Annotated in this window: 11 protein-coding genes and 3 pseudogenes; 5 read left to right on the forward strand and 9 right to left on the reverse strand. The window is 43.1% G+C overall.

The annotated features are described in order from the left end of the window. Positions 1 to 48: 48 nt before the first annotated feature. Positions 49 to 2,055 carry a phenylacetic acid degradation bifunctional protein PaaZ gene (gene paaZ / locus U5K35_RS10905; RefSeq protein ID WP_322571492.1) on the reverse strand — a complete coding sequence of 669 codons (2,007 nt, stop codon included), beginning with the start codon at positions 2,053 to 2,055 and terminating at the stop codon, positions 49 to 51. 64 nt (positions 2,056 to 2,119) lie between these two features. On the opposite strand from paaZ, the gene U5K35_RS10910 reads away from it, so the two are divergent. Beyond that, positions 2,120 to 2,671, forward strand: coding sequence for a hypothetical protein (locus U5K35_RS10910; protein WP_322571493.1), 552 nt, complete (start codon positions 2,120 to 2,122; stop codon positions 2,669 to 2,671). 2 nt (positions 2,672 to 2,673) lie between these two features. On the opposite strand, the pseudogene U5K35_RS10915 reads toward U5K35_RS10910, so the two are convergent. Further along, positions 2,674 to 3,036, reverse strand: a pseudogene (locus U5K35_RS10915) (endonuclease domain-containing protein). A gap of 423 nt (positions 3,037 to 3,459) precedes the next feature. Here U5K35_RS10915 and U5K35_RS10920 point away from each other — a divergent pair. Both U5K35_RS10920 and U5K35_RS10925 read left to right on the forward strand, forming a co-directional pair. After that, a complete protein-coding gene (locus tag U5K35_RS10920; RefSeq protein ID WP_322571494.1) occupies positions 3,460 to 4,608 on the forward strand; it encodes an AI-2E family transporter in 1,149 nt (382 codons plus the stop codon). A gap of 116 nt (positions 4,609 to 4,724) precedes the next feature. After that, positions 4,725 to 5,768 (forward strand): flavin monoamine oxidase family protein, encoded by a 1,044-nt coding sequence (locus U5K35_RS10925; protein WP_322571495.1) that lies wholly within the window; start codon positions 4,725 to 4,727, stop codon positions 5,766 to 5,768. Positions 5,769 to 5,955: 187 nt separating this feature from the next. Here U5K35_RS10925 and U5K35_RS19700 read toward each other — a convergent pair. Together U5K35_RS19700 and U5K35_RS10935 are read right to left on the reverse strand one after the other, a co-directional pair. Next, positions 5,956 to 6,045: pseudogene (locus U5K35_RS19700) on the reverse strand (SEC-C metal-binding domain-containing protein); the annotation flags it as partial. Positions 6,046 to 6,124: 79 nt separating this feature from the next. Continuing rightward, positions 6,125 to 7,669, reverse strand: a complete 1,545-nt coding sequence (locus tag U5K35_RS10935) for a cation:proton antiporter (RefSeq protein ID WP_322571497.1) — start codon at positions 7,667 to 7,669, stop codon at positions 6,125 to 6,127. A gap of 293 nt (positions 7,670 to 7,962) precedes the next feature. Here U5K35_RS10935 and U5K35_RS10940 point away from each other — a divergent pair, with 293 nt between their 5' ends. Continuing rightward, positions 7,963 to 8,361 carry a DoxX family protein gene (locus U5K35_RS10940; protein WP_322571498.1) on the forward strand — a complete coding sequence of 133 codons (399 nt, stop codon included), beginning with the start codon at positions 7,963 to 7,965 and terminating at the stop codon, positions 8,359 to 8,361. 397 nt (positions 8,362 to 8,758) lie between these two features. Here U5K35_RS10940 and U5K35_RS10945 read toward each other — a convergent pair whose 3' ends face one another. The 5 genes and pseudogenes from U5K35_RS10945 to U5K35_RS19705 all read right to left on the reverse strand — a co-directional run bounded on the left by U5K35_RS10945 (position 8,759) and on the right by U5K35_RS19705 (position 14,390). Continuing rightward, positions 8,759 to 9,127, reverse strand: coding sequence for a PH domain-containing protein (locus U5K35_RS10945; protein WP_322571499.1), 369 nt, complete (start codon positions 9,125 to 9,127; stop codon positions 8,759 to 8,761). Between the two features lie 102 nt (positions 9,128 to 9,229). After that, positions 9,230 to 10,885, reverse strand: coding sequence for a formate--tetrahydrofolate ligase (locus U5K35_RS10950; RefSeq protein ID WP_322571500.1), 1,656 nt, complete (start codon positions 10,883 to 10,885; stop codon positions 9,230 to 9,232). A gap of 470 nt (positions 10,886 to 11,355) precedes the next feature. Beyond that, positions 11,356 to 12,174, reverse strand: a complete 819-nt coding sequence (locus U5K35_RS10955; protein WP_322571501.1) for a lytic murein transglycosylase — start codon at positions 12,172 to 12,174, stop codon at positions 11,356 to 11,358. 126 nt (positions 12,175 to 12,300) lie between these two features. Further along, positions 12,301 to 13,404 carry a M23 family metallopeptidase gene (locus U5K35_RS10960; protein WP_322571502.1) on the reverse strand — a complete coding sequence of 368 codons (1,104 nt, stop codon included), beginning with the start codon at positions 13,402 to 13,404 and terminating at the stop codon, positions 12,301 to 12,303. Positions 13,405 to 13,444: 40 nt separating this feature from the next. Continuing rightward, positions 13,445 to 14,390: pseudogene (locus U5K35_RS19705) on the reverse strand (carbon-nitrogen hydrolase family protein). A gap of 109 nt (positions 14,391 to 14,499) precedes the next feature. On the opposite strand from U5K35_RS19705, the gene U5K35_RS10975 reads away from it, so the two are divergent. Further along, positions 14,500 to 14,808: a hypothetical protein gene (locus tag U5K35_RS10975; RefSeq protein WP_322571505.1), complete on the forward strand. Its 309-nt coding sequence runs from the start codon at positions 14,500 to 14,502 to the stop codon at positions 14,806 to 14,808. Position 14,809: the final 1 nt, after the last annotated feature.

Consider the following 14,809-nt stretch of genomic DNA (forward strand, 5'->3'; position numbering starts at 1 on the left):
AATGTCTGTAAATCACCTTCAACGGGTCAGGCACTCCGTTGTGCATGTTCAATCCAGATCCATATCCAATCGATTCTGTCTTTTAACAAGAGTCAGAATGGTATATTCAGCTACGAGCTCCTCATTTTGATTGCTTACCTGCACATCAAACCAGACCATTCCATACGGCTCTTTGTCGGTTTCCCGTTTTTGACGAACCGTTTTCTTCTTGACGATCAGCTTGGCCTGAATGGTATCGCCCGGAAAGACCGGCGCTACAAATCTCAGATCTTCCAGTCCGTAGTTGAGCATCACCGGTCCCGGAGCCGGATGCACAAACATTCCGGCAGCAGCAGAGAGAACAAAATATCCGTGTGCTACCCGTTTTCCGAAAAGAGAATCTTTGGCCGCAACATCATCGAAGTGGGCGTAGAAGTGGTCGCCGCTTACTCCTCCAAAATTTACAATATCGGCTTCAGTTACCGTTCTTCGGTGTGTTGTCAGCGCTTCACCGACCGTTAAATCCTCGAAGTACTTTTTGAACGGATGCACTTCTGATTCTTTCGTCTCAGCACCTTTTACGTACTGATTAACAATATTCATGATGGTTGTCGGTGATCCCTGAAGTGCAACCCGCTGCATGTTGTGAAGAACGGCGCGAGCACCTCCAAGTTCCTCGCCTCCGCCTGCACGACCGGGTCCGCCGTGTACCATATGCGGCATGGGTGAACCGTGCCCGGTCGATTCTTTTGCAGAGTGCCGGTTGATAATCATAAATCGTCCGTGGTAGGGAGCGCATCCCAATGTAATTACGCGAGCCACGTCATCATCATTTGTAAACAGAGAACCAACCAGTGAGCCATCTGCTTTATTCGCGATTGTAACTGCCTCGTCAATATTTTCATAGGGCAGGAGAGTGGTTACAGGACCGAATGCTTCTATTTTATGAACTTCATCTACAGTAGTCGGGGTTTTGCACAACAGAACCTTGGGTGAGGTAAAGGCGTCTTTTTCATCTCCTCCTGAAGTATATACCGTATCCGTGACATCAATCAGTTTCTGGAGACTTTCTCCAAATCTAGTGGCTTGCTGAGTACTTGCCAGCGGTCCCATTCGGGTATCTTCGGAAGCGGGGTCTCCGATGGTTGTTTTTTCGAGACGTTTTTTGAGGGCTTCGGTTACATCATCCACCAGATCTTTCGGGATGATGGTTCGACGGATGGCCGTACATTTCTGACCTGTTTTTACCGTCATCTCATTGGCCACCTCTTTCACAAAAAGTCCAAATTCTTCCATGTCGGGAGTTACATCGGGCCCGAGAATGGAGCAGTTCAGTGAGTCAGCCTCAAGGTTAAATGGAATATTATTCTGTATGATATTCTTGTGGGCTTTCAGCTTTTGACCGGTAAAAGCAGATCCTGTAAATGAAACAGAATCCTGGCTGTTGAGGTGATCCAGCAGGTCACCGGGCACATCCGCTGCAATAAACTGAACAGATCCCTCAGGCAGAAGTCCGGACTCAATCATTTTTTTGAATACTGCATGAGCCAGGTAGGAACCCATCGGTGAAGGTTTGATGATGGATGGCACACCGGCAATGAATGCAGGAGCAAACTTTTCGAGCATTCCCCAAACCGGAAAGTTGAATGCGTTGATGTGGAGAGCCAGTCCCTGTTTGGGAACACAGATATGCTGACCGATAAATGTACCGCCTTTGGAAAGTCGTTCAACGCCGCCTTCCACGTGGAAAGGAAGATCGGAAAGCTCAATTCTGGCTTTACTTGAAAGTGTAAAAATGGACCCGATTCCACCCTCGATATCAATCCATGAGTCGCGACGGGTTGCACCGGTATGAGTGGAGAGTTCGTAAAACTCCTCTTTGTGCTTCATCAGATATTGACCCAGAAACTTGATTTTGAAAGCCCGTTGATGAATCGTCATCTTCCGAAGTTTCGGCCCGCCAACAGAACGTGCGTGTTCACACATGCCCTTGTAGTCGAGATCCCCTTCAACCAACGTGGCAATTTTATCTCCGTTTACAGCACTGATTAAATCTGATTCATTCTCCCTTTTCAATCCAGTTTCCTTTCGCGTATGATGTGACTTTCATGTGATGGTAGTTTTATTCAATCCAATTTTTTTGGAAGATAATAAAACGAGTGTTAAAAGATTGTTTGGACAGAGAATGAGTTTTATAAAGCTGTTGGTCAATTATCTTGGGAAGGGTGGTTTGGGATATTCAAACGATAGCAGAGATCAAACTAAATGTTTAGAATTCCGCCTCAATGCTGTTTATAAATCAAATCAGAGCTCTCTGTTCGGCGGCTTTGGGGAGCGAATTGAACACCCCAAGCTGACGCTTGGGGCTACTATCGGTCGCTTCTTCGAAGCTTCATTTAAAAGTAGGAGATTTATCCTTTGCCAAGGCTTGGGAAGGCAAGCCCGGCATCCTCTTTTTTCACTTCGTTCAAAAAGAGGGGGTGAATTTAGAACAAAATTGTCAGGTCAATTAAAATCTCTTTTTTCCCGAACTCACCCCCTGTCCCCCTCTCTACTCTCTTTGTTCGTAAAGAGGGGGAACTACAAAACTAAGTTTGAAATCGAAAATCGGGATCGCTGTTATCGAATTCAATTAGAGCGTTCCCCTCTTTGCTTGCAGAGAGGGGACAGGGGTGAGTCCGAAAAAACGTGAATTCAGAAATAAGATTTAATTTTCTCAATCAGCTGATCCATGTCAATGGTCTCTTCATTTTTAAATCGTATAACCTTTAGCCCAAGTCTCTCAATAATCAAATCTCTTTCACGGTCGTAGTATTTTTGTTTTTCGTGGATTTTTCCGTCGAGTTCAATAACCAGCTTGTGTTCAGCACAATAGAAATCAGCAATAAAAAAATGAAGTCGGCCTCGGTCTTCTTCGTAAATCAATGGGTGTTGTCATAAAAACTTTACTCCGTTGACCTGACGATTCCTCAATTCAACCCAAAGTACTTTTTCTGCAGGAGTTGAATTATTACGGAGTTCTCTTGCCATTCCAATGATTCTCTTTCTTGAAATCATTTCGATGCTCTCTTTTTTTGTTTTGTGTGGCTCTATAATTATTAGAGAATTTCTTTAAAACTCACAAGCTTTTAACTCACCCCCTGTCCCCCTCTCTACTCTCTTTGTTCGTAAAGAGGGGGAAGCTCAAAACTAATTTTGAAGTTGAAAATCGTGGTCGTTGTTACCGAATTCGGTTAAAGAGTTCCCCTCTTTGCTTGCAGAGAGGGGACAGGGGTGAGTCCGAATCCTGAATGCTTTTTGGAGCAGGGAGGGGTGAGTCCGAAATCTTAATCTGTTTGATGTGATCATCAGTAGAGCGATATCGGTAACAAATCAGCATTCTTGAAGGAGAAAAAATTTTGGATTATGACATTCCATAAGAATCGAATATTTTCAAACTTCTTTCAATTGTAAAATCATCAGCATAAAAGAGTTATACGTATGGAAAACAGGTGGTATGTAAAGTACACTACAGTTCTACTTGGTTTAATTTTGACGGTTTATGTCATGATCGTGGCCAAATCGATTCTGCTTCCTATTCTTTTTGCTGTTCTGCTCTCAATTCTTTTTGCTCCGCTGGCATCCTGGCTGGAAAAATACAGGATACCCAAAATCCTGGCAGCACTTTTGGCCATGATTATCGGATTGTCGGTTCTGTTCGGGCTGGGCTATTTCTTTTATTCGCAGATCACAGCCTTTGTGGATGATGTGGATTTAATAAAGTCGCGTGCAGAGGAGCTTCTGGCAGGTTTGGAAAACATATTGGCCACCTGGTTTAATGTGGAGCAGTTTGTAGAATTCGAAGATATTGAAGGGTTGTTTTTAGAATTTGTACGTGAAAACTCAGGGACACTGGGAAGGGGAGTTGCCGGAGCTGTTTCATTTGCTACCACTGCATTACTGGTGCCCATATTTATGTTCATGTTTATCATTTTCCGTGATTTTCTGAAAACATTTTTTCTCAAGCTGTTTGGGAGTAAAAGTGATATGCACACGGCTAAAGTTCAAACCATCATGAGCAATATTCAGGTGGTTGTTCAACGGTACATCACCGGAGTGATAATTGTCATTTCTATACTCGCAGTTTTAAACAGTATCATGCTATTGGTGATAGGTGTGAAGCACGCCATATTTTTTGGGGTTTTTGCCGCGATGCTAAACGTGATACCGTTTATCGGGCCGATTTTTGGATCAATTCTGCCTATTGTTTATTCACTTCTCACCATGGATTCTCTCATTTATCCTCTCATAATTATGGGCGGATTTTACCTGATTCAGATTTTAGAGGGTAATTTATTCACACCCGTAATTGTAGGTAATCAGGTAAGTATGAATGCGTTAGTTGCACTGCTGCTTCTCTTTTTAGGGGCACAGATTTGGGGACTGGCCGGGATGATCCTGTTTATTCCGCTCGGAGCTATCATGAAGGTAATTTTTGATGAGATCGAATCTTTACAGCCATACGGATATCTGATAGGCAGGGTGCCTGAAGAAGAGAAACAGAAAAAAGGCAAGCTTGCACAAAAGATCAGCGACTTTAAGGAGAAAGTTTCCAATGAGGGCAATGAAGAGGAAGAAGGAGAGGAGTAAATTTTAAACCCCAGTTCTCAATAGTTCAGTTTTCTTGAATTTTAATGATGGAATGTGTCAGGTATAAATTTATGTTTCGATGCTTCTATATCGAATGTCATAAGCAAAACTGATTCATGAATAAAAAGGTCATCATCATAGGAGGCGGACTTGCCGGACTTACGGCCGCTTACCTGCTCGAAAAGAAAAAAATCTATCCAACCATTTTAGAAGCCCGGAATCGTCTTGGGGGACGAATCCACACCATAAGACCGGATAAAAATAAAAGAGTGGAAATGGGGGCCACCTGGCTGGGTAAACAGCATCACTCATTAATTCAACTGATCAGGGATTTAGGGCTGGATCTCGAGGAACAGCATCTTGGTGATAAAGCCTTTTATGAATATATATCTACTTCACCGGCCCAGTTGGTGCAGCTGCCACCGAATGAAGATCCAACCTGGAGAATCAAAGGCGGATCGGATCGTTTAATTGAAGCTCTTCAGGAGAAGTTAACCGATACAAAAATTTATACCGGTCAAGTAGTCAAGAAAATCAAAAATGGGGAAAAAGTAGAAGTTCAAACCGCTTCGAAATCCTATTTGGCTGATGCCGTCATCACTACGTTGCCTCCAAAATTACTTTCAGACCGGATAGAGTTTACTCCGGCTTTACCCGGAAAATTACTTCAAATTGCCGATCAAACTCATACCTGGATGGGCGAGTCGATTAAAGTTGGTCTATTTTATGAAGACCCGTTTTGGATGGAGTCTGATTCCAGCGGGACAATTATGAGCAATGTGGGTCCCGTTAACGAGATGTACGATCATTCCGATTCAGAGAAGAGCTCCTTCGCCTTGAAGGGATTTTTGAATGGGGCATATCATTCAGTAAATCGGGAAGAGAGAAAGAAAGTTGTACTGAATCAGCTTAGAAAATATTACGGTGAAAAGGCAGGCGATTACACTCTGTATCAGGATACTGTATGGCAAAACGAGTCATTTACCTATTCAGAGTACCAAAAACCCGTGGTTCCGCATCAGCATAATGGAGATGATATTTTCACCCAACCCTATTGGGACGGTAAACTTCTGTTGGCCGGCGCAGAGACATCACAGATTTCACCGGGTTATATGGATGGTGCTGTTGAGAGTGCCAAAAGAGTAGCTGAAATGATCTGAATTTTCAGTAGTCCCAATTATTGGGTGAAGATTAGTGACAATGTCCGTGTTCGGCAGACCAGCTGGTTCCGGGCGGACAGTCTTCTTGATTGTTACTACCGGAGAGGAAAACTCCAACCAGTACAAATCCCAGAATAAGAACCACAGCTATTCCAATAATACCGGTTCTGGAAGAGATCGCGGATTGATCTTTTTTCATGTGGCAGTTTTTATACTTCTTACCGCTTCCGCAGTGGCAGGGATCGTTTCTCTCGGGTTTGTCAGGCATAATGCGGGGAATTAATTTCTGGTGGTTAAGCCAATAAAGAGTATTTGACAGAAAATAGCCAACATTTTAAAATGAACGGTTAACTTTTTTACACATTTTGATCAGATCTATCCAAACTCAATTCGGCTAATTTTTGTCCCATCTGAACAGCAGGGATGGATATCGGAGTGGCACCGGATTCAATGATCAGTTTATCTTCCCGGTCGTTTTGAGTTAAAACACGTATTGAACCCTTGAATTTTTTCTTCCGTAACTGCCGAACAATAAATTCTTTTGTATAGATGTCTCCTGACATGGAAATCACAATATTCTCTACCTTTTTCATGTCCAGTTCTTCCCAAAAAGTAGAATCCTGAGCATCAGCATACAGGGTTCTATAACCTTCGTCGAGGAGCATTTTTATACGATCAGGATCAATGTCGATCCCAACGGCAGACTCGCCGTTATCATGAAAATGTTTCAATGCGGCCTGCCCGGTTTGTCCAAGACCGATTACCACATATTTTGAAGCACCCAAAGATACAGGTTGATGGTCCGGGTGTTTGACATCACGTTCAAATTCCCTAAGCTTTGAGCCGAAACGTTGCCAGACAAAATCTTCATAACGTACTAATATGGAATTGATTACGTAGGAAATTGCCGTTAAAAGTCCGAGTATGATAATGATCTGCGATGGTATGATACCGGCAGACACAGCAACTGCTCCGGCTATCAGGGTAAATTCACTGTACGCGGTTAATGTAATCGTAGAGAGAAAACCGGTTCGGGATCGAAGTTTAAAAGCGATAAAAAGTCCATAGAAAAGAACGGCTTTAATCGGCAGCAGCAGTAGAAGAAATCCTATAAATTTAAACCCGTTGAGATCAGGAAAACCGCCGAGGCCAATTTCGAGGAAAAAGCCTACAAGAAAGGCTTCCTTAATTCCCCATATTTTCTTCTCAAGCTGATCGGCTTTATCGTTATTGACAAAGAGCATTCCAATAACCAGGGCTCCCAATTCACCACTCAGATTGACCGATTCAAAAAGTGCACTTCCGCCTACTGCCAAAGAGAGCGACATTAGAAGAAGCAATTCATCCCGTTCTACGAGATAGAGCAATTTTGATAATAATGGTCTCAGCAGTGGCAAACCAAGCAGCAGTATTGCCCAGTAGGATGGTACTCCGCCCCCGGCGTACGCAATGATACCGATGGCGACAAGATCCTGAACAATCAAAATGCCAATGGCCAGCTTTCCGTAATAAGATCCGAGCTCATTTCGGTTTTCAAGGTCTTTAGCAGCCAGTACCGTACTTGAGAATCCGAGAGTTATGGATACAAGAATTGCTGCTTCAAGATTCAGGCCAAAGTAGAGGCTTACGGGTACAAATATCACGGAAGAGATTGCGAGGTGAATCAATCCGACACCCAACACTTCTTTCTGTAAAATATTTTTCAGGCTGATGTGTAGCCCTACCGTAAAGAGAAGAAAGATGACTCCGAGATGAGCAATTTCTTGGAGCATGTATCCGGGCTCGTAACCTGTAAAAGAGAGTCCAAGGCCGGCTAACAGATAACCAACAAGAGGTGGAATTTGAATGCGATCAAGGGTGAGGCCAAGTAAAAATGCGAGGCCAATCCAGATGATATCCATCTATGAGTATAAATTTAGAAGGTTGCGTTGCTGTTAAGTCAGTTTTATTTATTAGGTGCTAATATATCGCTTTAAAAGGAGGGTCCCATAGTCAAATTAAATCAAGAGGTTGATCAAGCATTATTTACGATCATTTTATTTTTGTCCAATTACTTTTGTTTAAGGCGAAGTGGTATATGCACTACTGTTGATACGTTTGCTTTTATTCCCGATTTGCAAAATTCAACTTTCAGGTTAATTTATATAAGTAGTTTGATATCAAACAATTAAACCAAAACAACAGGGAAACAATTATGAATGACTCAAATCTGTTTAAAAATTATGATGTTGGCCTATTACTTCTTCGAATTGGTGTAGGTTTGGTGTTTGTGGTAGCAGGATGGGGAAAACTGAACGGTATTGAAGGTGTACAGGGCTTTTTTGGCAATCTTGGAATTCCCATGGCAGGTATCATGGCGTGGGTTGTAGCCCTTGTGGAGTTTGTAGGTGGTCTGATGGTTTTGGTCGGAGCAAAAGCTAGGATTCCAAATTTGCTTCTGGCCATAATTATGGTTGTTGCTATCTTTACAACGAAATTGGGAGATTTTGACATTTCGAGTGCCGATGTCCGGGTAGATATCCTTATGCTTCTGATCACGCTCTCGCTTGCATTAATGGGCAGCGGAAAATATTCGGTGGATGCAAAGTTTTAAAGAAAGGAAGCGATTGAGATAAGATAACTGAATAAAACAGTTTAAATACAATAACCCCTTCATTAAAAAGAGTGAAGGGGTTTTGTATTAAAGGAGACCTGTAAGTGTCCGTAAGTCCTTACAGCGTCTTTCCACTGATTTCTTCCCTTGAGGGGAGCACCGCCGTGAGGCGGGAGGGGTGTCCACAAACGATCGATATGTAAATAAATCAGGGTTAGACGTCTCACTCTAAACTTGTTGAAGAGAATGTCGGGTAGGTAGTTTTTAAATCATATAACATTTCAATAAAACGTTTTCTCTTGCGCTCTTCGAAGTGAACACCCCTCGTCACGCTTGAGATGTGCCACTCCCCTCGAATAGTGGTCTCAGTAATGAAAGAGTGAAGGGGTTTTGTACTTTATAAAGCGAAAGAAGAAATGAACTTAGATATTTCAAGTATATTACTCATCCCTTTAAACTCAAATCTAACTTTACCTAATCCTGACATCCAAACATCAAGTTCTGCATCTCGATCAAAAGTGCCGGCTGTTTCAACTGAAAAGGCAGTTATATTTTTATAAGGCAATGAAGTATAATCTTTTTTCTTCCCTGTGATTCCTTGAACATTTAAGGCTATAATTCGTTTGTTTGTAAAAACCACTCCATCACGAACACCTTTGTATGCTCCAAGTGTTTTTTCACCCTCAATGAAAATAGCCTCTACATTGCGACCGTATTCAGGAGAAGATTTGAGTTTTACGAAACTCGGATTTTTAAAATCAATCATAGACATTAGTTGGTTTGACTAAAAAATTTATCACATTCAATAAAGTTCAATATTTTCGAATTTCAAAAGAAGCGCGGGTCAGACGACCCGCGCTTCAATAGTTTAAAACAATCCGCTGATATTCCCTTCCTCATCCACGTCCATGTTGTAGGCGGCCGGTACTTTGGGAAGGCCGGGCATGAGCATCATGTTGCCGCAGACAACCACCAGGAATTCCGCACCTGCAGATAGCCGGATATCGGTTACGGTCAGGGTCCAGCCTTTAGGTGCACCCAAAACATTTTTTTGATCACTGAGAGAACTTTGTGTCTTTGCTATACAAACCGGAAGTGTGTCATATCCCATCCGTTTGAACCGTGAGAGCTCTTTTTCAGCTTTTGTCTCAAAATAGATGTCGTCGGCTCCGTAAATCTCCGATGCTATGGTTTTGATCTTCTCTTCAATCGGAAGTTCCGGATCATAAATCGGTTTCACGTCTGATGGTGTTTCGGCTGCTTTCACAACTTCTTCGGCCAGCTTCGCGGTTCCCTTTCCACCATCTTTAAATGCCGTATGAGGTACACAGGCCACTCCCTGCTCCGAACACCAGTTCTCAATCCAGGCAATCTCTTTATCGGTATCGTCATCAAAACGGTTGATGGCCACGACAACATTTGATCCAAACTTTCGAACGTTCTCGATATGTTTTTCAAGGTTTACAATTCCCTTCTCAATTGCGGTCACATTCTCTTTGTTGATATCATCCATCTCTACACCGCCGTGCCATTTCAGTGCTTTTACGGTGGCAACCAAAACAACGGCAGAGGGGTAGATTCCGGTCTGTCGTCCTACGATATCGAAAAACTTCTCAGCGCCCAGATCAGCTCCAAACCCCGCTTCAGTGACCACATAGTCAGCAAATTTCAGTGCCATCCGGTTGGCAATTACACTGTTGGTTCCGTGAGCGATATTCGCAAAGGGTCCGGCGTGTACCAGAACGGGAACTCCCTCTGTGGTTTGAACCAAATTAGGCATGATCGCTTCATTTAGAACAACAGCCAAAGATTTTTCCGCTTGCAAATCTTTGGCACGAACCGGTTCATCACTGCGAGTGTAACCGATAATCATATTACCAAGCCGACGTTTCAGATCTGTCCTGTTTTCCGCCAGTGCCAGTACAGCCATAATTTCGGATGCGGCTGTTATGATGAAGTTTGATTCACGTGGCACTCCATTCGGATATCCGCCGAGGCCAATCACCACGTTTCGCAGTGCGCGCTCGTTCATATCAAGTGTACGGTTCCAGACCGGACGGGTCAGATCGATCTGCAGGTCATTTCCCTGATGGAGATGGTTGTCTACGATTGCAGCCAAAAGGTTGTGCGCTGTGGTGATGGCGTGCATATCCCCGTTGAAGTGAAGATTAATCCGCTCCATCGGCAGCACTTCAGATTTGCCGGCACCCGTGGCACCTCCTTTCATTCCAAAAACGGGACCGATAGATGGTTCACGAAGCGTGATCATCGCATTTTTACCGATCTCCTTCAATCCTTGCCCCAATCCAATGCTGGTCAGAGTTTTTCCCTCGCCGGCACGAGTGGGGGTGATGGCCGTAACCAGAATCATTTTGCCATCCGAATCTTTCTCACGATTCTTCAATGCTTTCAGCCTGATTTTGCCGGTGTATTTTCCATAGAATTCAAATTCATCCTCTTGCAGATTGAGTTCAGCCATGAAATCTCTCATGTGCTTCAATCCACCTTCTGTAGGTCTCTTCATGTTTGGTAGCTCCGTTAGTTTTTATAATTACTCATGTTAGTTCGATTCTACCTAACCAGTCAAGATTAGGTAACAGCGTCTGTAATTACCGATCGAATGAACTTATAATAATACTTTTAAGATGCAGATGTCTTAAGGGAATCCCTGAGATCGGCATGATTTTAAAAGTGGGGCATATCTTATTGATTTACGTGGAGTAATAATCAATCACTATCGTTAATGCTGAACGTATAGGTTGATATCAAAAGATGATCCCGAATAGGACTTTTGACGCAAGGATAAATCCCACGCTCGTGTGTTTAAACCCATAAATGGGTTAGGATCTTAATTTACAATCAAAATGGGTTTTTGTCCTGATGCTCCGGGGCAGATAATATCGGTTTGGCACACGGAATAACATCAATCATAAAAGACGAAATTCAACGTAAGGATTGATCTTAACAGATCTGTCAGGTTCTCAAAGCCTATCACTATTCAAACATTTTTTCCGCATCTGAGGCAAGCGAAAGAACCGCATTGGTGTAGAGTTGCGATGGATTATAGCGGTAAACGGCTCGCTCTACGCTGCCGGTAATGTTTTTAAAGTGAGCCAGATAATTTGCCACAGAGAGGATATTGTTCTCCATGCTGGTCAAATCGTTGCCCACCCACCAGCGATTCAGTGAATAGGGTATAAATTGCGCAAAGGTCATGGCGCCTGCATAACTGGAATTCAGTTCAAATACGTCCATCTCTCGATCAGCAGTAAACTTCAACAGCTCCTCAAGCTGTGCGGTGGCAAATTCAGCTCTGTAGTTTTCAGCAATCATGGATACGTATGCGTTCAATGGATTATACTTCCCGGTATTTTTTCCAAAGTCGGACTCCACTCCAATAATTGCGGCAATGACGTACTTCGGAATATCGTACTCTTTTTCAGCTTGGTTGAGTTGCTCGCGGTTTTCTTCAATAAAATTGCGGATGTTTTGCTTTTTTACATCGTATCCCAAAATCACTTTGTATTCATCGAGTGAGGGAGTTTTTCGCTCTGCAGATCGGGTAAACCGTTGTGTCATTCCATCATAAAGTTCAAAACGCGGATCTTCCATCAACGTCCTCAGATCGTAGCCTTTACGATTCATCTGATCCACCAATGACTCCAGATTTTTTATTCGTTCAGGGTCAATATTATCCGAGGCAAAAACGAATTCAGGTCCTGACTGTCCTTGAAGGCTATTCACGTTTAATGTGAGAGCAAAAACTAAAATCGAAGCAAATAAAACGTTTGAGATAGTAACTTTTTTGATCATAGAGCTGATTCCGTGAAGATGATGTTTTTTCCACTTAATTATACGAAAACCGCGTGTGATATCAAGTAAATCTGAAAGATTGAACAGATTTTACAATTTCGCATAGTTCAATAACAGAACTCGATGTCAAAATCGTATATAGTTTAATGGATCTACCGGTTCTCCGTTGCGCCGCATTTCAAAATGCAGATGCACTCCGGTTACCAATCCGCTGCTACCGGCCGTTCCGATTTCCTGTCCTCTTTGTACCCGATCTCCTTTTTTAACTTTGAAACTGTTAAGATGAGCATACAGTGTTGTGAACTCCCTGCCGTGACGAAGTACGATTCTACGTCCGTAGCTTGCTGTAGTGCTTATCTCTTCAACAACTCCATCGCCCGCAGCTAAAATTTCATCACCGCGGTTGGCATCCAGATCAACACCTTCGTGTGGTCGACCCCAGCGGGGACCGAAATGGGAAGTGATTAACGCATCGTTCTTAGGCGAATCAAATTGTAAACCGCTTACACTCATCAATGTCGATGGTCTTCTACTTCGGGATTCATCTTCCAGCTGTTCACGGTTGTACCAGGGGATACTCACAGAAACGCCAATTGTAAAAGACAGGTCCCTGAAGTCGACTTCTGAAACGGCCGGAATAAAGCCGCTGTCGGATGCAGGTTCAAAATTCTGATTTGAATAGGAATGAGTTTTTACTTCTGCCTGAATCCGGAAATTATTCAGAAGATAATATTTAGCACCGAATGTGAATCCACCACTGAAAATATCATACCGTTGGTTTGATTCAATCCAGTACGAATTTGAGTCGTAATCATCTTCAGAGTAACTCTTGAATTTTAAATTCCATGTATAACTGCCATGCACGCCCGTGTAAACCCCAAACTTATTCCATTGAACACCTACGTTCAGCCCAAGTCCTGTACGATTAAAGTTGATGGGTCCGCCATGGAATGCACTCTCTGCATTGTTTACAAGCACACTTCCGGTTCCGCTGAGGTAGAGCCGGTAGAGAATATATCGCTCCAGTTCCACTTCAAGTAACCCTTTCTGAGTAACGCCAATTTCCCCGTAATAATCACTGTTTGGCGTGATTTCCAGTCCATATTTCTGAAGTGAGTAACCTGCAGAAAAACGCCAGTCCTGGGCTTGAGCAATGTTCGGAGATACAAGTAAATAAGTGACAAGAGAAATGAAACCTATGATTACTGATTTTTGAGTCGTTCTGCGCATCACATGAATTTACTTGATCACTTTCCTGTATAATGGTTAGCTATTCGTTTTTAAAATCTAAAACCGATTGCCTCTCCCGGTTCACCGTAAGTTTTGTCACATCCGGTCGGGAATAGTGCCCGCTGGGATCAAAGTTCTGCCGCTCCTCAAACACCCGGTTGATATCGATTTCTGCCATAATCAGCTTCTCTTCGTTTAGTACAGGTTCCACAACCCACTCGCCACGTGGATCGGAAATACAGGATCCACCGTCAGTCAATACATCCGGTACGTTTTCCATTATCAGATCGTAATGTGGAATCTCTTTTGGGAAATCATCTTTGGTCATCAGTGCGGAACAGGAGATGACGTAAGAGCGCGACTCTTTGGCGATGAAGCGCGTGATATCATGAGTATTCCGAACGCTTCCCGGCCATACGGCAATGTGAAGATTTTCGCCCTGACCGTAAAGCGCCGCACGGGGCAGAGGCATCCAGTTCTCCCAGCAGTTCAGTCCGCCAACGGTGAATTCACCCAGCTGGATGTACCTGCAATCCGTTGCCGTCACCCGGCGACCACGTTAGCCTCTCCTCATACGTAGGCTGTAATTTTCTGTGAACTGATTTTATCTCTCCCTTTTGGTTGATATAGACCAGAGAGCAGTAAAGACTATGGTTACCGCGATCGGCAGGCCGTTCAATAACTCCCAGATAGACCGATATTTCATAGATCTGAGCGAGATGGCAAACCTCATTCAAGTCACCATTCTCAATTTGAACGGCATTTTTAGCGTAATGCGTGTTAATTTCTTTCTGTACTTTTGAATCCCAGGCGGCACCGTTTGTATAACCGATCCAGTGTGGATAACCGGGTACGACTCCCTCTCCAAACACAACAAGGTCGGCATCCGCTTTTCCGGCCTGCTGGATCTGTTCTTTTACTTTTTTCAGTGTTCCGGCTTTATTGAGCCAGACAGGGGTGATTTGAGCCAGGGCAACTTTTAGCATTTTTTATAAGATTTGAATCATTCATAAAATCAAAGGGTACCGTACATTTTGTTAATGTAATGAAAAACAATTACTCTGAATTTGAAAATTGATATAAATGCAAAATTCTATGGAAAAGAGGAGTTCAAAAAGCCTAAATAGTATCGATGAAGATCACTCGAGAGAAGAAGACGCTTCAGTAAAAGAGCTGCTTTCAACAGAAAAATATCCAAATACAGATTTTATTGACCGGCTGTTGCGCGTTGGACTGACAGTAGTCACTGCCGGCTTTACAAGCGGAGTAATTGCCGGTCTGATACAGGATATTACGGAGTTTGATTTATCATTTGGATCGCCTGTATCATTAGGTTTCTTTGTGGTTTTCCTGATATCCTTTTGGATTCTGTTTTCAAATATTGGTCCATTTAAGAATAAGTAGT

This window comes from Rhodohalobacter sp. (assembly GCF_034521535.1).
Lineage (GTDB): Bacteria > Bacteroidota > Rhodothermia > Balneolales > Balneolaceae > Rhodohalobacter.